We start from the raw sequence: 20866 nt of genomic DNA, 5'->3' as shown, positions 1-20866 counted from the left end.
AAACAACAAGAGTGATTGCCCCGATGAACCTGCCCTCCCCGATCCGCGTCGCCCTGGTTGACGATCACTCGCTGGTCCGCGACGGCATCAAGGCTTTGCTGTCTGTCATGGCCCCCCTGGAAGTGGTGGGCGAAGCCGAAAGTGGTGCCGAGGCGATCGAGATGGTCGGGCGCTGTCATCCGGATCTGCTGCTGGTCGACATCAGCTTGCGGGACATGAATGGCCTTGAGCTGACCCGGGTGCTGCGCAGCCAATACCCATCGCTCAAGGTGCTGGTGCTGAGCATGTACGATAACTATGAGTACGTGAGTGAATCGGTGCGTTCCGGTGCCAGCGGCTACGTGCTGAAGAACGCGCCGTCACGGGAGATCATCGCGGCGATTGAGGCCATTACCAGCGGCGGAACGTTCTATAGCGCTGAAATCGCCCAACGGTTGGTTGCCGATAAAAGCACCGACAACGAGCTGACACCTCGCGAGAGCCAGGTGCTGTACAAAATGGCCCAAGGGCTGAACAACAAGGAAATGGCCCGGGAATTGGACATCAGCGTGCGCACCGTAGAAACCCATCGGCTGAGCATCCGCCGCAAACTCAACATCGACAAACCGGCGGCACTGGTCAAATACGCGATTGATCACGGGATCATCTCCCGCTAAAAAAACCACATCACCCCCTGTAGGAGCAGAGCTTGCTCGCGATGGCGTCGCATCAGCTGACATCAATGCTGAATATAACGACCTCTTCGCGAGCAAGCTTTGCTCCTACAAAAAGCAGCTCAGCGCGCAACCATTGACTACGTCAATAGTCACCATCAACTCAATGAAGTTCTCTTAAAAATTGTGCGGCGTAACATCAGCTCCATACCAACCAATAACACCCCGGAGCACACGATCATGAAACGCCAGACCATCCTCAGCATCGCTTTCTCGATCTTCGCAGTGAACGCTTTCGCCGCTACCTCTGCTCAGCCTGTCGTCGCTGAAGGCGGCTCGGATCGTCTGATTGAAAGTCGCGTAGCTGAAGGTGGTTCGGATCGCCTGATCCAGAATCGTGTGGCCGAAGGTGGCTCCGACCGCCTGATCGAAAACCGCGTCGCTGCCGATGGTTCCGACCGTCTGCAAGGCAACACCGTCGCCGCCGATGGCTCGGACCGTCTGCAAGGCAACACCGTTGCCGCCGATGGCTCGGACCGTCTGCAAGGCAACACCGTCGCCGCCGATGGCTCGGACCGTCTGCAAGGCAACACCGTCGCCGCCGATGGCTCGGACCGTCTGCAAGGCAACACCGTTGCCTGATCAAACAGCTTCACCGCAACACCCACAAAAAACCCGGCCTGATCAGCCGGGTTTTTTCATGCCTGCGAATATTGGTTACGGGTGACTTGAGATCAAGAGATCGCAGCCTTCGGCAGCTCCTACATGTGGTCCCCTGTAGGAGCTGCCGAAGGCTGCGATCTTTTGATCTGCTGCCTGATCAGCTACCCGCCCCCGCATGCGCCTCTTCAAAAAAGTAATCCTTCCAGCTATCCGCCTTGTTCTTCAACACGCCCAACGCCTGCAATTTCTCGGCATAGACCGCCGTGCGCTGCGGCGCAATCGTGAAGTCGATTTCAGGATCGTTGACGATTTTCTCAACCAGCGGCAACGGCAATTTCGATTGCTCCACCCGAATATACGTCTGGGCCGCAGCGGACTTGTCGGCCTTGATGATTTTCTCGGCCTCGGCCAGTGCGTCGTAAAAAGCCTTATAGGTTTTCGGGTTTTCGTCGTGGAATTTTTCAGTGGTGTACAACACGTTAAACGTGGCCTGACCACCCAGCACATCGTAAGAACTCAGCACCTTGTGCACGTTGGCACTTTGCAGCTCCTGATACTGGAACGGTGGGCTGGAGAAATGCGAACTGATCTCAGAACCCCCGGCAATCAGTGCCGCCGTTGCGTCCGGGTGGGCCAGGCTGATCGAGATGTCGTCGAATTTCTTGTAATGCTCATCGCCAAACTGCTTGGCCGTTTCGATCTGCAATGTGCGCGACTGGAACCCGACGCCCGCCGACGGCACCGCGATGCGATCTTTTTCGGTGAAGTCCTTCAGGCTCTTCACATTCGGGTTATTGGTCAGCAAATAGTTGGGCATCGAGCCCAATGACGCGATGGCCTTGACGTTCTGTTTGCCCTTGGTCCGGTCCCAAATGGTCAACATCGGCGGTACGCCCGCCGACACCACGTCCAGCGCACCGGCCAACAGCGCCTCGTTCATTGCCGTGGCACCGGAAATGCTGTTCCAGTCGACCGTGATATCGAGGCCCTGCTCCTTGCCATGCTTCTCGATAAGCTGCTGATCGCGCACCACATCCAGAATCAGGTAACCAATGCCAAATTGCTGGGCAATGCTGATTTTGCCTTCGGCCTGAGCTGCCGGACTGAGCAACGCACCTGCCGCCGCCACAGAGGCTGCCAATAGGGTCAACGCTGAATGCTTGAAGCGAGTAGCCATGAAAACCTCGTAGTAAGTGGAGGGAAAATGCGCGCCGGACGCCACGCTTTTGCAGGCGCACGGCCTGCGAGTAGGCCGTGCGCTTGCAAGGCGATTTTTCTCAGAGCTTGGCAATCGAGACTTCGGTGGACTTCACGAAGGCGATCACTTCACTCCCCACTTTCAATTCGAGGTCGCGTACCGATCGGGTGGTAATCACTGAGGTGACAATTCCGGAGGCCGTTTGCACGTCGATTTCGGAAACCACTTCGCCTTCCAGAATTTCCTTGATGACGCCCTTGAACTGGTTACGAACGTTGATGGCTTTGATAGTCATGTCGAGGCTTCCTGTCTGATGTCGAGCATCCACATGGATGTCAGGCCCCCAAAGTGCACCGCCGGAACAAACATTAAAAGGAATATATAATTATCTATTTATATCTTTAAGGAATATAAGGGATTCTGTCGCTGCCGCCTGACAGCCGCCCTGAGGCCAAATTTCAGGCAAAAAAAATCCCAGGCAGCTGATGGACGCCTGGGATTTAAAAATGCATAAACCGTGGTGGTGAACGCGGCGCGGATATTACGGAATATTTCGCCGTGTAACAAGATATTTTAATTAACCGCACGGTTACTATGTTTTCTAAGCCTCTAAATATCCTGATGATTTTTAAGGTTACCGTCGAATCGACCTTAGCTACAGGAACCAGCGGTACTCTCGCGCACTGATGTCGTGCAGGAAGGCCAAGTGGTCCTGGCGCTTGTTCTCGCAATACACATCGACAAATTCTGCACCCAGGCCCTCGCGCAGGTGCGGATTACCTTGCAGCGACTGCACAGCCTCCAGCATTTCCAGCGGGAAATCGATGCCGCTACTGCGGTCTTCATTGAGTGAAGCAATGGGTTCGCGACGGGCCTCCAGACCTTGCTCCAACCCCACCAGAATCGCCGCGAGTACCAGATAAGGATTGGCATCCGCGCCCGCCAGGCGATGTTCGACCCGCAGGTTTTTCGCGTCCGACTCTGGCACGCGCAAGCACGCGTCACGATCCTCAAAACCCCAACTGGCGCGCGAAGCGACGTTCACCGTGCCGCTCAGACGGCGCAATGCGTTGTGATTCGGAGCAAAGATCGGCATGCAATGCGGCAGCACGTCCAGGCAACCGGCCACGGCGTGACGCAGCGCTTGTTGGTCATTCGCCGCCAGCAGATTGTTGCCGGCCTCGTCGTACAGACTCACATGCACATGCATGCCGCTGCCGGGGTGCTGCAAATAGGGCTTGGCCATGAAACTGGCGCGATAGTTGTGCTTGAGCGCCACGCCGCGCGTGCTGCGGCAAAATAGCGCTGCCCAATCGGCGGCACGCAGGCCATCGTCGAGGTGCCCGAAATTGATTTCAAACTGGCCTGGGCCCAGCTCAGCGGTAATGACCGTGGCATCGATGCCCTGCTCCCGCGCCGTCTCGACCATTTCATCGAGGACCGGGGCAAATCGTGACAGGCGCTCGATGTGCATGTTCGGTTGATCGTCGGCGTCCCCGGTCAACTCATCACGGGGGAACTGCGGCAAGCCGTCCTTCAACCGACTGTCGAACAGATAAAACTCCAGCTCGAACGCCACCACTGGAAAAATACCTTTGCGGCCAAGTCGCTGGAGGACCTGCGCCAACACTTCGCGGGGTTCGAAGACAATCGGTTTTTCAGTGCCGTCCGACGTGATCAGCATCTGACCCAACGGTTGTTTCTCCCAATTGACGATTTTCAGCGTGCCGGGCACCAAGCGCCGCAGAGCATCCGGATCGCCGTCGTTGAAACAGTAATCGCCAATCTTGAACAACCCACCTTGCGTGCCAAGCAGTACGCAGTTTTGCGGCAACTTGAGGGCACTGCCGGCAGCGACTTTTTCGAGCATCTCGATCGGGTAGCGCTTACCGTAAAAATGCCCCGGGATATCCAGGGAAATCAGGTCGACGTAGCGCACATCGGGATAGCGCTGTCGAAACGTTCGCACCTCGGCCAGCAGATCAGAGCACACAGCATCCATCGTTTTGTTCCTTGTTGTTTTATCAGGTGTAGACCCAGAGAACCCGGGTGAGCTGATCCGAGAGGTTGCCGTAGCGGCAATGGGCATGACTGGCCAGCTGAAAACTGTCGCCGATGCGCAAGGTCACCGGCTCGTCATCATCCAGCCACAGCGTCAACTCGCCTTCCAGGACATAGCCGCCCTGCTCGGAGCTGTCTTTCATGTGTCGGTCACCACTGCTGGCGCCGGGTTCCAGCTGACTTTCCAGCATGGAAAAAGACGCACGCATCTTGGGCGAAACCATGATGTCGGTGATGCCGTCGGCGTAGTACAGCGTGCGACGCTCATCTGGCCGGGTCACCCAGGACAATGCCTTGGGCTTGGGCAGGCTGTAGAAATAGGTGGTCGGCACGCCGAGGGTCTCGCTGATGGCGGTCAGGTCCGCCACGGTCGGACGAGAAAGCCCGCGCTCGACCTGCGACAGAAACCCCACCGAGCGACCGATTTTGTCCGCCAGTTCCTTGAGCGTGTACTTTTTGTGTTTGCGCAGGTCCTGGATGAGGATTGCCAGCGCCGAAATCTCTTCTTGCATGTCCATCTAAAGGCTTCCGTTTCAAATGCTGTCGCGCAGCCGATACCAGGCTTTGCCGATGGCTTCCAGTGGAGCGGCCATGTATTTGCCGCCAGGAAAGCTGCCGTTATTCAAACCCTGGTACAGCGCCAATTCGTCCGGCTGACCGAATATCGCATCGCTGACCGCCCGTGCTGCGGCCAGCGTCGGCAGTACGCCGTGCCCGGAGTAACCTTGCAGCCAGTACAGGTCACCGCGTCGACCGATGTCCGGCGTACGCTTGAGGGTCAGGTCGATGTGGCCACCCCAGGCGAATTCCAGTTCGACGCCTTTCAATTGAGGGAACACCCGTTCCAGAAAAGGCCGGGTAGCGCCGGCGATGTCTTTCGGCATGCCCCCGAGGTACGTGCAGCCGCCGCCGAACAACAGGCGGTTATCCGGCGTGCGTCGGAAATAATCGAGCACAAACTGGTTGTCGGTGACGCACACATTGCTCGGCAATAGCGCAGTCGCCTGTGCCTGGGACAGCGGCGCGGTGGCCACCTGATAGGTGCCGACCGGCAAGACGCAACTCGACAGCTGCGGGTCTAGCTGATCCAGGTAGGCGTTACAGGCCAGCACCAGCACATCGGCGCGAACCTGACCGTGCTCAGTGGTCACGACGTAGCGGCCGCCCTCCTCGCGATAATCCAGTGCCTTGCTTTGTTCGTGAATCACACCACCGGCCTGTTCGATTGCGGCGGCCAGGCCTAGCGCCAGCTTCAGCGGGTTCAAGTGCCCGCCTTCGGGGTCAAACAGACCCGCCTGATAACGCTCGCTGGCGACCCACTCCGGCAACTGCTCCCGCGTAATGAACTGCAAACCATCGTGGCCCCATTTGTGGCTGGCCTCGTGTTGCCATTCGGTCAGCAGGCTCACCCGACGCGGCATTACCGAGGTCCAGAGGTGACCGGCGCGGTAGTCGCAATCAAAACCGTGGCGCCCAGGCAAATCGCGCAACTCCCGCGCCGCCCAGCGCATGCCGTCCCACAATCGTCGTGCACGCTCATAGCCCAGCGCTGCTTCCAGCGGCGGCATGTCGCAGGACCAGCCGAGAATCGCTTGACCGCCGTTACGCCCCGAAGCAGCCCAAGCAACGCGACTGGCTTCCAGCAATGTCACACGCTTGCCGGCCAAGGCCAGACGCAAAGCGGTGTGCAAGCCACTGAAGCCGGCACCGATGATCAACACTTCGGTGTCTTGTTCACCCTTCAGGGCCGATCGATTGACCAGACGATCGGCGCAGGTGTGGGCGTAATAGCTGGCGACGTGCTGGGTGGACTGCTGAAACATACCGGCTCCGTGAAATTTTATAGTTTTAATTTCATGAAAAAATACACGGTAAATTTCACAAGGGCAATGGTGAAGTGTGGTGGTGTACGAGAAACAGGGGCCGATCCATTTCTGATGCCCGAGCCCCAGAGAACAGCGCGGCCAACAATCAGAGGAGTGACGCCCACGGGGTAACCGGCCAGCCGTGCACGGTTGCGGGTGGCGCAATCCCGGCCTATGGTCCATGCGAGGCATTACCTGTGACTGGCGCGATCACTCTGCGCCGGTTTCTGTCTATCCAGTGAGGATTCCCGCAGCGAGGTGACAACATGCCCAACGACTCCCGCCCTGCCGTACTCGAACTCATCGGCAATACGCCGCTGGTGCGTGTCAGCCGTTTCGATACCGGCCCATGCACTCTGTTTCTCAAGCTTGAATCGCAGAACCCCGGTGGTTCGATCAAGGATCGCATCGGCCTGGCGATGATCGACGCTGCCGAACGCGATGGCCGCCTGAAACCCGGTGGCACCATCGTTGAAGCCACTGCCGGCAACACCGGCCTGGGCCTAGCCCTGGTCGGCCGCGCCAAGGGCTATCGGGTGGTGCTGGTGGTGCCGGACAAGATGTCCACCGAGAAAGTCCTGCACCTCAAGGCGATGGGCGCCGAGGTGCACATCACCCGCTCCGATGTCGGCAAGGGCCATCCCGAGTATTACCAGGACGTTGCTGCCCGACTGGCGCGAGACATTCCCGATGCCTTTTTCGCCGACCAATTCAACAATCCGGCCAACCCGTTGGCCCACGAGTGCAGCACCGCACCTGAAATCTGGGCACAGACCCAACATGATGTGGACGCCATTGTCGTCGGTGTCGGCTCCGCCGGCACGCTGACCGGGCTAACCCGTTTCTTCAGCCGTGTGCAGCCAGACCTGGTCATGGTGCTGGCCGATCCGGTCGGCTCGGTGATGGCCGAATACAGCCGCAGCGGCACCTTGCCGACGCCGGGTTCCTGGGCGGTGGAAGGCATTGGCGAAGACTTCATTCCATCGATTTGCGACCTGTCCAGTGTGCGTCACGCCTATTCGATCAGCGACGAGGAAAGCTTCGACCATGCCCGCCAGTTACTGCGCGCCGAAGGTATTCTCGGCGGTTCGTCGACCGGCACCTTGCTGGCGGCAGCCCTGCGTTACTGCCGCGAACAAACCGAGCCGAAACGTGTGGTCAGCTTCGTCTGCGACACCGGCACCCGCTACCTGTCGAAGGTCTACAACGACCAATGGATGTCCGATCAGGGTTTGCTGGCGAGCAAGCGTTACGGCGACCTGCGCGACCTGATCGCGCGACGTTTCGAAGATGGCCGGGTAATCAGCGTCGGCCCCGACGACACCCTGCTCACCGCATTCCAACGCATGCGCCTGGCGGACGTCTCGCAGTTGCCGGTGCTGGTGGGCGGCCAGCAGTTGATCGGCGTCATCGACGAATCCGACATCCTGCTGCGTGTGCACCAGGACGCTTCGCACTTCCGTTTGACCGTGACCAATGCAATGACCGACAAACTGCAAACCCTGCCTCCCGACGCCAGCCTGGCTGAGTTGCAGGCAGAACTTGACCGAGGGCTGGTGGCGATTATCAAAGACGCCTCGGGCTTCCATGGCCTGATTACCCGGTTCGACATGCTTAATCACTTACGGAGATCCCTTGCATGAGTCAGCACGATAAAAACGCCGCCCCCCGCGGTTTCGCCACTCGGGTGATTCACGCCGGGCAAGCGCCGGACCCTTCCACCGGGGCTCTGATGCCACCGATATATGCCAACTCCACCTATCTGCAAGAAAGCCCCGGCGTGCACAAGGGCCTCGATTACGGGCGTTCGCACAACCCGACACGCTGGGCCCTGGAACGCTGCGTGGCGGATCTGGAAGGCGGCACTCAAGCGTTCGCCTTCGCTTCCGGGCTGGCGACAATTTCCACCGTGCTTGAACTGCTCGACGCCGGTTCGCACATCGTCTCGGGCAACGATTTGTACGGCGGCACTTTCCGCCTGTTTGACAAGGTCCGCCAACGCAGCGCCGGACATCGCTTCAGCTTCGTCGACCTGACGGATCTGTCGGCCTTCGAAGCCGCACTGCAAGTCGACACGAAAATGGTCATGGTCGAGACGCCAAGCAACCCCTTGCTGCGCCTGTCCGACCTTGCCGCCATCGCACGCATCTGCCGTGCTCGCGGGATCATCTGCGTGGCCGACAACACCTTTGCCAGCCCGTGGATTCAGCGTCCACTGGAGCTGGGTTTCGACATCGTGTTGCACTCGACCACCAAGTACCTCAACGGCCACTCCGACGTGATCGGCGGCATCGCGGTGGTTGGGCAAAACGCCGAACTGGCCGAGCGCCTGGGCTTCCTGCAAAACGCGGTCGGTGCCATCGCCGGGCCGTTCGACGCCTTTCTCACCCTGCGCGGCGTGAAAACCCTGGCGCTGCGCATGGAGCGTCATTGCAGCAACGCGCTGGAGTTGGCGCAATGGCTGGAGCGTCAGCCGCAGGTGTCGCGAGTTTACTATCCAGGCCTGCCATCGCACCCGCAGCACGAACTGGCTCGGCAACAGATGCGCGGTTTCGGCGGGATGATCTCCGTGGACCTGAACACCGACCTGGCGGGTTCCAGACGTTTTCTGGAAAACGTGCAGATTTTCGCCCTGGCCGAAAGTTTGGGCGGCGTGGAAAGCCTGATCGAACACCCGGCAATCATGACCCACGCCACCATCCCCGCCGACACCCGCGCACAATTGGGGATCGGCGATGCGCTGGTGCGGTTGTCAGTGGGGGTCGAAGATGTCGAAGATCTGCGGGCGGATCTGGCCCAAGCATTGGCACGGATTTAAAACACCTGTACCTGCACTTGTACCTGCAGGAGCTGTCGAAGGCTGCGATCTTTCGATCTTGTTTGTAAACAACAAAATCAAAAGATCGCAGCCTTCGGCAGCTCACATGATCGCATTGTCACGACCGGATACCCCGAACATGTCCAATTTCGACACCTCTCTGCAAGACACCGCCGCGCCCGAAGGCGTTTGCTACGGCTGCGGCAGCAGCAATCCGCACGGGTTGCACATCAAGAGTTACTGGCATGAAGACGGCGTGCACGTCATGGCTGAACACGTGCCTGATGCACAGTATTGCGGCTGGCCAGACCTGGTGTACGGCGGCTTGATCGCGATGCTGGTGGACTGCCATTCAAACTGGACGGCAATGGCGTACCACTACCGAAACGAGCAGCGCGAGGTCGCCAGCCTGCCTCGGATCAATTGCGTCACGGGGCATCTCGGCATCAAGTTCATCAAACCGACACCCATGGGCGTTGCACTGACGTTACGTGCAAAAGTGGAAGGCGATGTCGGACGCAAAACGCGCGTCATCTGCGAGGTCTACGCCGGGGATGTGTTGACGGCTGTCGGTGATTCCCTATTTGTGCGGGTCGATGCCGAGCAACTGGCTGACGCTGCGCATGGCAGATAAGTGATCATGAAATGCCAGGCGCAATGATCCTGTGCCAGGGCCAGCCTCGCCAGTACCGACATACAGGCCGATACACGTCCCGGTCAATGTCATGTTCGTCGTCCCTTTGAAATCGGTCTGATCCGGGGGACAGCCAGTACCTCACGTCGGTGAAATCGTCGCCAACACGCCGATCAAGATCGTCAGCACCAGAAAACCACCCAGAAAAATCGCCATCTTGCCCATAAGGCCTCCTACATGTTGAATGTGCGGTATGCCGTTATTGTGAGCTGCAATCTGAGTGCATAACAGACGCAGAAAGCGCATGAAAATACGGATCAGATGATTGGATTGCGCCTGTGTAGGAGCTGTCGAGTGCAACGAGGCTGCGATCTTTTGATCCTGCCCTTAAAAGATCGCAGCCTCGTTGCACTCGGCAGCTCCTACAGAAAGCCCAACAAAAAGCCCGCTGACCGTTACCGGTTCAGCGGGCTTTTATCTGCGGATCGGCTAATCGGATTTACAGCGCCATATCAGCCGAAGCATTAGGTTTCGGCGCTTTAGGCACCTCAGCCGGAGCAGCGGGCGAAGCAGCCACCTGACCTATCACCGGTGGCGCGGGCAGTTCCAGCACCTTGGCGGTGTAGGCCCATTCCTCGGCAACCTTCTCAGGGTTGTTGTTCAACTGGGTGCCATAGCTCGGCACGATCTGGTGCAGCTTTTCCTGCCACTCAGGGGTCGCGACCTTGTCCTTGAAGACCTTCTGCAGCACGGTCAGCATGATCGGTGCAGCGGTCGACGCGCCTGGGGATGCACCCAGCAGGCCGGCGATGGTGCCGTCTGCGGAAGCAACGATTTCGGTGCCCAGCTTCAACACGCCGCCAGCGGCTTCATCACGCTTGATGATCTGCACGCGCTGGCCCGCTTGCCACAGGCGCCAGTCTTCGGCCTTGGCGTTCGGGAAGTACTCTTTCAGCGCGTTGAGGCGGTCTTCATCCGACAGCATCAGTTGACCGGCCAGGTACTCGACCAGCGGGTATTCCTTGATGCCGACCTTGGTCATTGGCCACACGTTATGCGTGGTCGTGGTGCTCAGCAGGTCCAGGTACGAGCCTTCTTTCAGGAACTTGGTGCTGAAAGTCGCGAATGGGCCAAACAGGATGACGCGCTTGCCGTCCAGCACACGGGTGTCCAGGTGCGGAACCGACATCGGCGGTGCACCCACCGAAGCTTTGCCGTAGGCCTTGGCCAAGTGCTGCTCGGCGATGGCCGGGTTATCCGTCACGAGGAACGATCCACCCACCGGGAAGCCTGCGTATTCCTTGGCTTCAGGAATGCCGGACTTCTGCAGCAAGTGCAATGCACCACCACCGGCACCGATGAACACGAACTTGGCGTCGGTTTCAGTCTTGGTGCCGTCTTTCAGGTTTTTGTAGCTTACACGCCAGCTGCCGTCTGCGTTCTTGGTGATGTCCTGTACTTCGCTGGACAGCTTCAGGTCGAATTTCGGCGTGGTTTGCAGGTGGGCAACGAACTGACGGGTGATTTCGCCGAAGTTCATGTCGGTGCCGAGCGGGCTCCAGGTGGCCGCGATTTTCTGGTTCGGGTCGCGCCCTTCCATCATCAGCGGCACCCACTTCTTGATTACAGCCGGGTCTTCGGAGTACTGCATGCCGGCGAACAGCGGGCTCGCTTGCAGGGCTTCGTAGCGCTTCTTCAGGAACTTGATGTTGTCATCGCCCCACACAAAGCTCATGTGCGGCGTGGAGTTGATGAACGAACGCGGGTTCTTCAGCACGCCTTGCTGAACCTGCCAGGCCCAGAACTGACGGGAGATCTGGAATGCTTCGTTGATTTCAACGGCTTTCGGGATCGAGACTTTGCCGTTCTCGTCTTCCGGGGTGTAGTTCAGTTCGGCCAGGGCCGAGTGACCGGTGCCGGCGTTGTTCCAGCCGTTGGAGCTTTCCAGGGCGACGCCGTCGAGACGCTCGACCATTTCCATCGACAGGCCTGGTTCCAGCTCATTGAGCCAGACACCGAGCGTTGCGCTCATGATGCCGCCGCCAATCAACAGCACGTCGACTTTCTTGGCTTCTTCGGCCTGGGCTGTCGTGATCCCCAACGACAAGGCCAGCCCCAGCAGGGCCGTGTTCACTTTTTTAAACATCTGTAGCACCTAATGATAAAACGCCATCCGCCCCTTCATCCCCATGCGCGCAGCCCCACGTTTAACGGCAGGTCAAGGGTTGCGGCACATCAGAATTGCAGGGTGGGCACACAAGGCCGACTGACTGCATCGACCCCAGTTATATGTCCCTTCTGAACTGACTTCTTATCTTTTTTGGCTTCAGCTACTTGAGCGACAGTGATTCCGTTCGCCCGTCTCAAGGACAGGAAAACTGAATAGGTCAAACCAAGTTGGGGCGAAGAATATCACGACAAGGTAAACCCGCGCGTCTGTTCCCGACTGCTTAGTCCGGTTGGCTATTTAAGATCAAAAGATCGCAGCCTTCGGCAGCTCCTACATTGACCTCTGTAGGAGCTGCCGAAGGCTGCGATCTTTTGATCTGTTCGCGAGCCGGCCCGCGTTGGGAAGGCAACTATACTCATTGGGCTTTTTCCGCTGAGGCTTGAGGTGTTGTCATGGGTGACAAAGACGATTTGCGCAAGTATTCCTCCCAAGTGATCGACGGTGTGGAAGCCGCGCCTGCGCGGGCCATGCTGCGTGCGGTGGGCTTCACCGACGAAGATTTCAAGAAACCGCAGATCGGCATCGCCTCGACCTGGGCGATGGTCACGCCCTGCAACATGCACATCGACAAACTGGCAATCGAAGCCGAAAAAGGCGCGAATGCCGCCGGCGCCAAAGGCGTTATTTTCAACACCATTACCATCTCCGACGGCATCGCCAACGGCACCGAAGGCATGAAGTATTCACTGGTGTCCCGCGAAGTGATCGCCGACTCGATTGAAGTGGTGGTCGGCTGCGAAGGCTTCGACGGTTTGGTGACCGTGGGCGGTTGCGACAAGAACATGCCGGGGTGCCTGATTGGCATGGCGCGGTTGAATCGCCCGTCGATCTTTGTCTATGGCGGCACCATCCGACCCGGTGCCGGCCACACCGACATCATTTCCGTGTTCGAGGCCGTGGGTCAGCATGCGCGCGGGGACATCAGCGAAATCCAGGTCAAGCAGATCGAGGAAGTGGCGATTCCCGGCCCCGGTTCATGTGGCGGCATGTACACCGCCAATACCATGGCCTCGGCCATTGAGGCGCTGGGCATGAGCCTGCCCGGTTCCAGCTCGCAGGAAGCGGTCGGCAGCGACAAGGCCTCGGACAGTTTCCGTGCTGGTCAGCAGGTCATGGAACTGCTCAAGCTCGACCTCAAACCCCGCGACATCATGACCCGCAAGGCTTTCGAAAACGCGATACGCGTGGTCATCGCCCTCGCCGGCTCGACCAATGCCGTGCTGCATTTGCTGGCCATGGCCAACGCAGTGGATGTCGAGTTGACCCTGGATGACTTTGTCGAGCTGGGCAAGATCTCACCGGTGGTCGCCGATCTGCGCCCCAGCGGCAAATACATGATGAGCGAACTGGTGGCCATCGGCGGCATTCAGCCGTTGATGAAGCGCATGCTGGCGGCCGGCATGCTGCACGGCGATGTGCTGACCGTCACCGGTAAAACCCTCGCCGAAAACCTCGAAAACGTCCCTGACTATCCGGACGGTCAGGACGTGATCCTGCCGTTCGACCAGCCGATCAAAAAGGATTCGCACCTGGTGATACTGCACGGCAACCTTTCGCCCACCGGCGCGGTGGCCAAGATCACAGGCAAGGAAGGTCTGCGCTTTGAAGGCACGGCCAGGGTTTACCACGGTGAAGAAGGCGCGCTGGCCGGCATCCTCAACGGCGAAGTGCAGCCCGGCGAAGTGATCGTGATCCGCTACGAAGGTCCCAGGGGCGGACCGGGCATGCGCGAAATGCTTTCGCCGACTTCGGCGGTAATGGGCAAAGGCCTGGGCAAGGAGGTTGCGCTGATTACCGATGGACGTTTTTCCGGTGGCTCACACGGTTTCGTCGTGGGGCACATTACGCCTGAGGCCTTTGACGGCGGGCCGATTGCGCTGATCGAAAACGGTGACAAGATCACCATCGATGCTCAGACCCGACAGATCACTGTGGATGTGTCCGATGCCGTACTGGCCGAGCGCAAGAGCCGCTGGGTGCGGCCAGAATCCAAGTACAAACGCGGCGTGTTGGCCAAGTATGCGAAGACCGTGTCCAGTGCATCCGAGGGTGCGGTGACGGATAAATATCTTTAGATCAAGAGATCGCAGCCTTCGGCAGCTCCTACAGAGTTCAATGCAGGAGCTGCCGGAGGCTGCGATTTTTTCAGCTCACCTCAAAGCCGGAACCGATCCACCGATTTGGAAAGTTCACCTGCCAGACTCGACAACTCATCAGTCGTGGAAGCCGTCTGCCCGATCACCTTGCTGTTGCCCTCGGACATCCCCGCTATCATCTCCACCTGATGGGCGATTTCGTTGCTGGCCAGGCTCTGCTCGCCGATGGTACGGGTGATGTCGTTGACCAGTTGCGTGGTGTTCAGCGTCGCTTCGAGGATTTCGCGGATGGCGCGTTCGACGTCGGCGGTCACGGCCATGCCTTTGTCGACCTGGGCCACGCCCGCCTCCATGCTGGTCACGGCCTCGCGGGTGCTTTGCTGGATGCGCGAAACCATGTTGGCGATTTCCTGGGTCGAGGCGCTGGTGCGCCCTGCCAGGCTGCGGACCTCGTCGGCCACCACGGCAAAACCCCGGCCCTGTTCGCCGGCGCGTGCGGCCTCGATGGCGGCGTTCAGCGCCAGCAGGTTGGTTTGGTCGGCAATGCCCTTGATCACCTGAATGATGTTGAAAATCCCTTCGGACTCCTTGTCCAGCGTACGGATCACCTGCGCCGACTGCTGCGCCGAGCGGGCAATGCCGTCCATGTCATTGACCACCTGATGAATCACCCGGCCGCCATCCTTGGCCAGCGATTCGGCCTGATTGGCCATGTTCAGCGCCCGCTCGGCATGCCGGGTGATTTCCTCGATGCTCGCGGTCATTTCACTGGCAGCGGCGGCCATGGTGCTGGCGGCGGCACTTTGTTGCTGGCTGCTGCCGGCCACCTCGTGACAGCCGTTGCTCAGGCGTGTGCTCATGCCGCTGACGCCGTGGGCATTGCTGCGCACCACTTCGATCATGCCGCGCAGATCACGTTGCATGGTCGACAGGCTGCGGATCAAGGTACTGGCTTCGTCATTGCCTTTGGGCTCGACAATCGGTTCGCTCAGGTTGCCGTGGGCGATGCTGTCGGCGATGCGACTGGCCGTCTGCAACGGCCCCATGATGCTCAGGATCACCCAACGCCCCTGGACCAGCAGCAACAACAAACTGGCAATGAGCACGGCCCCAAGGGCGAAATCGGCGTTGCTGATGGCTTGGCGGGTGCCTTGGCTGGTTTGCTGGGTGTTGCTTTCAATCAGTTCGCTGAGGGCAGCCATCTGGTCTTCCAGTTGGCTGAAGGCGCTGTTGAAATTACCCAGTTCTTTTTGCGCCGCGTCAGGGTTTTCCAGCGCCAGGCCCACAATGCGCTCGGCGGCGCTGATGTAGGTGTCGAGACTCGGCTTGATCTTGTTCAGCCCCGCCTTGATCGTGTCGTTGACCGGCAACTTGAGGTTGTCACCGAGCACTTCACGAAAATGCGCAGTGTGCTCATCGATGGAACTGCGCACCTCGACTTTGCTGCTGGTGCTTTTGCCCAGGCCCACGAGCATGGCGGACAGCACATCGGCACGCAGCGCGTCGTGCATCATGTCGGCTTCGAGGTGATTGCGCAGCGCGGTCATGCTGACGTCGTTGTCCTGCACCGCTTCCGCCATTTGGGCGTTACCCAGATAACTCACCAGGCTCATGATCAGAGCGGTGAGCAAGCCAGTCCCGATCAACAGCAGCAAACGTAATTTAATGGACACTCTGTGGTTCCTCTTTTCGCTTTGTCGGTTGGCCTGGGCCCCAATGGCTAAAGAGGTTGTCGGCTGACTCAAGCCGTTATTGAAAGCCCGCCCTCACCTATTACGCTTTTTTCGACCTGCGGTAGCGGTCGCCTTCTTTCGCCCCCTGTGCGCTGACTTCCATTTCAGAAGAATTCTGTTAGGTTGTACGACGACCTACAACAACAAGGAAACACCCATGAAAAAAGTCAAAGTGCTGATCGGTTTTCTCTGCCTGTTCAGCGGTTACGTTGCGGCCGCCGCTTCCTCGAGTGACAAGGATGTAGCGCAAGCCGTCGATCATCTGACCGACGCGATGCTGCACAAGAACATCTCGCAACTTCAGGCGCTGACCGCCGAGAACCTCACCTACGGGCATTCCAGCGGCAAGATCCAGGACAAGAAAGAATTCATCGCCGACATCGAAACCGGCAAAAGCGCGTTCAAAACCCTGGAAATGCAGAACCAGACCATCACCGTTTCCGGTGACGTCGCGCTGGTCCGCCACCACTTTTCAGCCCAGGCGTTGAAGGGCACTGAAGTGGTGCCAACGGAAATCGAGAACTTCCAGATTTGGCAAAAACAGCACGGTAAATGGCTACTGGTAGGACGACAGGCGTACCGCTTCTGATGTAGTGCCTGTAGGAGCTGCCGCAGGCTGCGATCTTTTGATCTTGCTCTTAAAAAGCAACGTCAAAAGATCGCAGCCTTCGGCAGCTCCTACATAGCGTTTCACTGACTTCAGGCCACTCCGACTTCCACCACCCCGTCGTTCAGCCGCACCGGCCATACGCGCAAACGCTGTTGCGGGTACTCCAGGCAGCTGCCGTCTTCAAGACGAAAGTGCTGCTTATAGATCGGCGAGGCCACCACCACATCGCCCTTGATGTTGCCGACCAGGCCACGACCGATGACATTGGCCCCCGATTGCGGGTCATGGTTGTCGATGGCGTAAAGGGTCTTGCCCTCTGCGCTCGGCAGGTAGAACAGCGCCACTTGCGCACCGTCCAGCCACACCACGACACCGGAATCGTGCACCAGATCCTGCTGGCTGCACACCGATTGCCAGACTTCGAAATGCTCAAAAGCATCAACGCGTTGGGTATTGGACAGGTTCATCAGACAGTCTCCTCGGCGACAGGGATCAAGTTGAGTTCGGCGGCCATGATCGGGCGCCGTTGGCCGCGTTCCTGAACAAAGTGGATGTCCGGGTCCGGGCGTTTATCGTTGACGAAGGTGCGGAAGCGCTTGAGTTTTTCAGGGTCCTTGAGGGCGTTGGCCCACTCGCACTCATAGCGATCGACCACCAGTTGCATTTGCGACTCCAACTCGGCACCGAGGCCTAGGCTGTCGTGAATGATCACGTCTTTGAGGTAGTCCAGGCCGCCCTCCAGGCTTTCACGCCATACCGAGGTGCGCTGCAATTTGTCGGCGGTGCGGATGTAGAACATCAGGAAGCGGTCGATGTAGCGGATCAGGGTCGCGTCATCGAGGTCGGTGGCGAACAATTCGGCATGACGCGGACGCATGCCACCGTTGCCGGCGATGTAGAGGTTCCAGCCTTTCTCGGTCGCGATCACGCCCACGTCTTTGCTTTGCGCTTCGGCGCACTCACGGGTGCAACCGGACACCGCGAACTTGAGCTTGTGCGGCGCACGCAGGCCCTTGTAGCGCTCTTCGATGCTCAGCGCCATTTGCATGCTGTCCTGCACGCCGAAGCGGCACCAAGTGCTGCCGACGCACGACTTCACTGTGCGGGTCGATTTGCCATAGCCATGCCCGGTTTCGAAGCCTGCCTCGACCAAGTCTGTCCAGATGTCGGGCAACTGGTGCAAATGGGCACCGAACAGGTCGACGCGCGCACCGCCGGTGATCTTGGTGTAGAGGTCATATTTCTTGGCGATGAGGCCAATCGCAATGAGTTTGTCCGCCGTGATTTCGCCCGCCGCAATCCGCGGGATCACCGAGTAGGTGCCGTTTTTCTGCATGTTGGCCATGAAGGTGTCGTTGGTGTCCTGCAACGGCACCAGCGACGGGTCCATGATCGGCTGGTTCCAGCATGAAGCGAGGATCGAACCCACCGCGGGTTTGCACACATCGCAACCGGTGTGGCCACGGCCATGTTTGGCCAGCAGTTCTTCGAAGGTGATCACCCCTTCCACCCGAACTAGCGCATACAACTCCTGACGGGTATAGGCGAAGTGTTCACACAGACTTTTATCGACGCTGACGCCACGGGCAATCAGCTCATGCTCGAACACTTGCTTGAGCAAACCGGCACAACCGCCGCAACCGGTGCAGGCCTTGGTCTGCGACTTGAGCTGGCCGAGGTCGGTGCAGCCGCCGTCGATGGCCGAGCAAATCGCGCCTTTGGTCACGTTGTGGCACGAACAGACCGTTGCCGTTTCCGGCAACGCGCCCGGGCCTAGCGTTGGAGCGCCTTCGGAGGATGGCAGGATCAGCGCGGCCGGTTCCGACGGTAAGGCAATGGCGTTCTGCATGTACTGCAGCAGCGTGTCGTAATAGCTGTTGTCACCGATCAATACGGCACCGAGCACCTGCTTGCCGGAGGCGTCCACCACCAGTCGTCGATAGCTGGCGGTGGTTTCGTCGATGAACTGATAACTACGAGCGCCCGGCGTGTTGGCGTGGGCATCGCCGATGGAGCCGACGTCAACGCCCAGCAGCTTGAGCTTGGTCGACATGTCGGCACCCTGGAACGGCTCGGCGGCGTCTTCGCACAAACGGGCCGCGACGCTGCGCGCCATCTGGTAGCCGGGGGCAACCAGACCGAACAGGCTGCCGTTCCACGAAGCGCATTCACCGATGGCGTAGATGTTCGGGTCGCAACTCACGCAGGTGTCGTCGATTACCACGCCACCACGCGGGCCAATGTCCAGCGCGCATTGGCGGGCCAGCGCATCTTGCGCACGGATGCCGGCAGAGAACACCACCAGATCGGTTTCGAGGAATTCATCGTTGGCAAAATTCATCCGGTAGCGGTACTGCTCGCCAGCGCTGATCGATTGCGTGGCGCGAGACAAGTGCACGCCGACGCCAAGGCGTTCGATCTGCGCCTTGAGCGCCAGACCTCCGAAATCGTCCAGTTGCACCGGCATCAACCGTGGCGCGAATTCCACCACATGCGCTTCAAGCCCCAGGCTCTTCAATGCATTCGCGGCTTCCAGCCCCAGCAAGCCACCGCCAACCACCACGCCGCGCCGCGCGTTGGCGGCTGCGGCGCGAATGCCATCGAGGTCTTCCAGGGTGCGATACACCAGGCGCGAATCGCCTTCGGCGCCTTCAATCGGCGGCACAAACGGGTACGAGCCGGTGGCCAGGATCAATGTGTCGTAAGGGGTGCAGCCTTGCGAGGTAATCACTTGACGGCGCTCGCGATCGATTTCCAGCACCGGCACACCCAAATGCAATGTAACGCCGGGCGTTTGGTACAAGGACGCATCACTCAGGGCCAGCGATTCGGCATCACGGCCGGAGAAATACTCGGACAGATGCACACGGTCGTAGGCGCGCATCGGTTCTTCGCTGAAGACATGCAGCCGATAACGGTCAAGCGCGCCGCGCTCGATCAATTGCTCGACGCAATGATGCCCGACCATGCCATTGCCGATCACGACCAGTGTTTGCTGCTTGCTCAAAGTGGCTACATTGGAATTCATAGGTCACACCTGCCAATCACGGTTCAAAAAGCAAAAAAAAACGCCTGAAACCTTACGGTTCCAGGCGTCTTTGCCTGTTCTTTTGCGGTGTTGAAACCAGACGGCTATGCCTGATCCACCGATGTAGCCCACGACCTGTGCGGCCAGTCGATCGTCGTTGACCGAGAGGGCTGCCCTTCTTTGTCAGAGGGGCTTGGTGGGGTTAATGCAGTGTTTGTGCCAGTCGAGCGCAGGAACATTCCACTGCACTGGAAATTCGAGGGATGAGCCCTTGCCGGCAAAGCCTTTGGCGAAGTCAGTGGGTTTGTCAGCAGTTGATGATGCAGGTGGGAATGGACCAGGAAACCGCTTCGCACTGGTGCACAGTGGCGGGCACCGCGCATTAAAAGTGCGCGCAAAAACCTGTGGGAGCGAGCTTGCTCGCTCCCACAGGGTTTGGGGGTGCTTGTTTAAAAGGCTTGTAGGTTACTTCCAGAAAGCCACACGACCTTGCGCCGTTGCCTACGGGTAAGCCAGAATCCGCCGGCTTGTGCGCCTTGGGGCCCGTCGGTAACTTGATTCGCGTCACTGACTCCCAGTGATCGGGTTTAGTAGCCCGGAGAAGTAACATCGGTTGCACAAGCATCTTTTGGTCAGGGGTTCACCTGCACTTAATGGTAGCTGTGCGCATGGCGTCTTCGGGCGCGCCGGTTTGTTGCTTTCCCGGTCTACTAACTTGCGCACAGCTGCCACCCTTCGTTTAGTAGCGAAATGGTTGCGGCCTTACCTAGTGAGTAAAGCAACTATGTTCAAAGTTACGCCCAATCCGCCGGTCCCCGATCCGGCATCCCCGTACGAAGCCGATTCAAACAAACTCAACGAAGCCGCCGAACGCGCCCTCGATTTCCACTTCCCGTCGTCTGCCGACATCAAAGCCACGCCGCGCACGCCCAGCACGCTGTTTACCGTAGACCCGCAGGTTACGAGCGAAACCCTGATGGTTTATCTGGTGGAGACGCTGGCCTCGGTCGATGTGATGGTCCATCAATTGGTGGATCATCTGGAAGGTGGTGACCGCAACGCCCTGCTGGGTATTTCCAACAGCATCATGCTGGCGGAAATCACCGCCAACCGGGTGCTGGATCAGATTGATCCGCCTGAGTAGGTGTTACAAAAAATCAAAAGATCGCAGCCTTCGGCAGCTCCTACAGGTGTACACCTGTAGGAGCTGCCGAAGGCTGCGATCTTTTGATCTGCTTGCCCGATGAGGTTCAAGACGGTATCTACATGGGGTTCGT

At 58.9% G+C, this 20866-nt stretch carries 17 protein-coding genes and 1 pseudogene; 8 read left to right on the top strand and 10 right to left on the bottom strand.

Annotated features, from left to right (window positions below; all coding sequences use genetic code 11):
* Positions 1–23 precede the first annotated feature (23 nt).
* Positions 24–656 carry a response regulator transcription factor gene (locus KUF73_RS03625; RefSeq protein WP_218436660.1) on the top strand — a complete coding sequence of 211 codons (633 nt, stop codon included), beginning with the start codon at positions 24–26 and terminating at the stop codon, positions 654–656.
* 237 nt (positions 657–893) lie between these two features.
* Positions 894–1295 carry a hypothetical protein gene (locus tag KUF73_RS03620; protein ID WP_218436659.1) on the top strand — a complete coding sequence of 134 codons (402 nt, stop codon included), beginning with the start codon at positions 894–896 and terminating at the stop codon, positions 1293–1295.
* A gap of 178 nt (positions 1296–1473) precedes the next feature.
* Here KUF73_RS03620 and KUF73_RS03615 read toward each other — a convergent pair whose 3' ends face one another.
* The 5 genes from KUF73_RS03615 to KUF73_RS03595 all read right to left on the bottom strand — a co-directional run bounded on the left by KUF73_RS03615 (position 1474) and on the right by KUF73_RS03595 (position 6398).
* Positions 1474–2493: an ABC transporter substrate-binding protein gene (locus tag KUF73_RS03615; protein WP_218436658.1), complete on the bottom strand. Its 1020-nt coding sequence runs from the start codon at positions 2491–2493 to the stop codon at positions 1474–1476.
* A gap of 100 nt (positions 2494–2593) precedes the next feature.
* Entirely contained in the window at positions 2594–2809 is a 216-nt protein-coding gene (locus tag KUF73_RS03610) for a molybdopterin-binding protein (protein ID WP_007904463.1), read from the bottom strand.
* Between the two features lie 360 nt (positions 2810–3169).
* Complete coding sequence (locus KUF73_RS03605) at positions 3170–4516, bottom strand: glutamine synthetase family protein (protein WP_218436657.1); 1347 nt, start codon at positions 4514–4516, stop codon at positions 3170–3172.
* A gap of 22 nt (positions 4517–4538) precedes the next feature.
* The gene (locus tag KUF73_RS03600; RefSeq protein ID WP_218436656.1) at positions 4539–5093 is read right to left on the bottom strand and encodes an XRE family transcriptional regulator; all 555 of its coding nucleotides are present in this window, start codon (positions 5091–5093) and stop codon (positions 4539–4541) included.
* Positions 5094–5108: 15 nt separating this feature from the next.
* On the bottom strand, positions 5109–6398 hold the full coding sequence (locus KUF73_RS03595; RefSeq protein ID WP_218436655.1) for an FAD-binding oxidoreductase: 1290 nt from the start codon (positions 6396–6398) through the stop codon (positions 5109–5111).
* 308 nt (positions 6399–6706) lie between these two features.
* Between KUF73_RS03595 and KUF73_RS03590 the strand changes: the two genes are divergently transcribed.
* From KUF73_RS03590 to KUF73_RS03580, 3 genes are all read left to right on the top strand, one after another.
* Positions 6707–8083: a pyridoxal-phosphate dependent enzyme gene (locus KUF73_RS03590; RefSeq protein ID WP_218436654.1), complete on the top strand. Its 1377-nt coding sequence runs from the start codon at positions 6707–6709 to the stop codon at positions 8081–8083.
* A complete protein-coding gene (locus KUF73_RS03585; RefSeq protein WP_218436653.1) occupies positions 8080–9258 on the top strand; it encodes a PLP-dependent aspartate aminotransferase family protein in 1179 nt (392 codons plus the stop codon). The genes KUF73_RS03590 and KUF73_RS03585 overlap by 4 nt, the downstream gene beginning before the upstream one ends.
* A gap of 139 nt (positions 9259–9397) precedes the next feature.
* The gene (locus KUF73_RS03580) at positions 9398–9892 is read left to right on the top strand and encodes a PaaI family thioesterase (protein WP_218436652.1); all 495 of its coding nucleotides are present in this window, start codon (positions 9398–9400) and stop codon (positions 9890–9892) included.
* 499 nt (positions 9893–10391) lie between these two features.
* Here the strand turns inward: KUF73_RS03580 and mqo are convergent, their stop codons facing one another.
* Positions 10392–12038 (bottom strand): malate dehydrogenase (quinone), encoded by a 1647-nt coding sequence (mqo, locus tag KUF73_RS03575; RefSeq protein ID WP_218436651.1) that lies wholly within the window; start codon positions 12036–12038, stop codon positions 10392–10394.
* Positions 12039–12514: 476 nt separating this feature from the next.
* Between mqo and ilvD the strand changes: the two genes are divergently transcribed.
* Positions 12515–14197, top strand: coding sequence for a dihydroxy-acid dehydratase (gene ilvD / locus KUF73_RS03570; protein WP_218436650.1), 1683 nt, complete (start codon positions 12515–12517; stop codon positions 14195–14197).
* An 80-nt stretch (positions 14198–14277) separates the two neighbouring features.
* Here the strand turns inward: ilvD and KUF73_RS31595 are convergent, their stop codons facing one another.
* Complete coding sequence (locus KUF73_RS31595) at positions 14278–15003, bottom strand: methyl-accepting chemotaxis protein (RefSeq protein ID WP_371135402.1); 726 nt, start codon at positions 15001–15003, stop codon at positions 14278–14280.
* Positions 15004–15135: 132 nt separating this feature from the next.
* Positions 15136–15891: pseudogene (locus tag KUF73_RS31590) on the bottom strand (MCP four helix bundle domain-containing protein); the annotation flags it as partial.
* 217 nt (positions 15892–16108) lie between these two features.
* Between KUF73_RS31590 and KUF73_RS03560 the strand changes: the two are divergent.
* Positions 16109–16540 carry a nuclear transport factor 2 family protein gene (locus tag KUF73_RS03560; RefSeq protein WP_218436648.1) on the top strand — a complete coding sequence of 144 codons (432 nt, stop codon included), beginning with the start codon at positions 16109–16111 and terminating at the stop codon, positions 16538–16540.
* 110 nt (positions 16541–16650) lie between these two features.
* On the opposite strand, the gene nirD is transcribed toward KUF73_RS03560, so the two are convergent.
* Together nirD and nirB are read right to left on the bottom strand one after the other, a co-directional pair.
* Complete coding sequence (nirD, locus tag KUF73_RS03555; RefSeq protein WP_218436647.1) at positions 16651–17028, bottom strand: nitrite reductase small subunit NirD; 378 nt, start codon at positions 17026–17028, stop codon at positions 16651–16653.
* On the bottom strand, positions 17028–19589 hold the full coding sequence (gene nirB, locus KUF73_RS03550) for a nitrite reductase large subunit NirB (protein ID WP_218436646.1): 2562 nt from the start codon (positions 19587–19589) through the stop codon (positions 17028–17030). Before nirB ends, nirD begins: the two co-directional genes overlap by 1 nt.
* A gap of 784 nt (positions 19590–20373) precedes the next feature.
* Here nirB and KUF73_RS03545 point away from each other — a divergent pair.
* Positions 20374–20733, top strand: a complete 360-nt coding sequence (locus KUF73_RS03545; RefSeq protein WP_218436645.1) for a DUF6124 family protein — start codon at positions 20374–20376, stop codon at positions 20731–20733.
* The last annotated feature ends 133 nt before the right edge of the window (positions 20734–20866 follow it).

Source organism: Pseudomonas sp. PD9R (assembly GCF_019200975.1).
In the GTDB taxonomy this organism is placed as follows: Bacteria; Pseudomonadota; Gammaproteobacteria; order Pseudomonadales; family Pseudomonadaceae; genus Aquipseudomonas.
The sequence above is the reverse complement of the archived record's forward strand: the minus strand, read 5'-3'. Positions and strand labels throughout refer to the sequence as shown.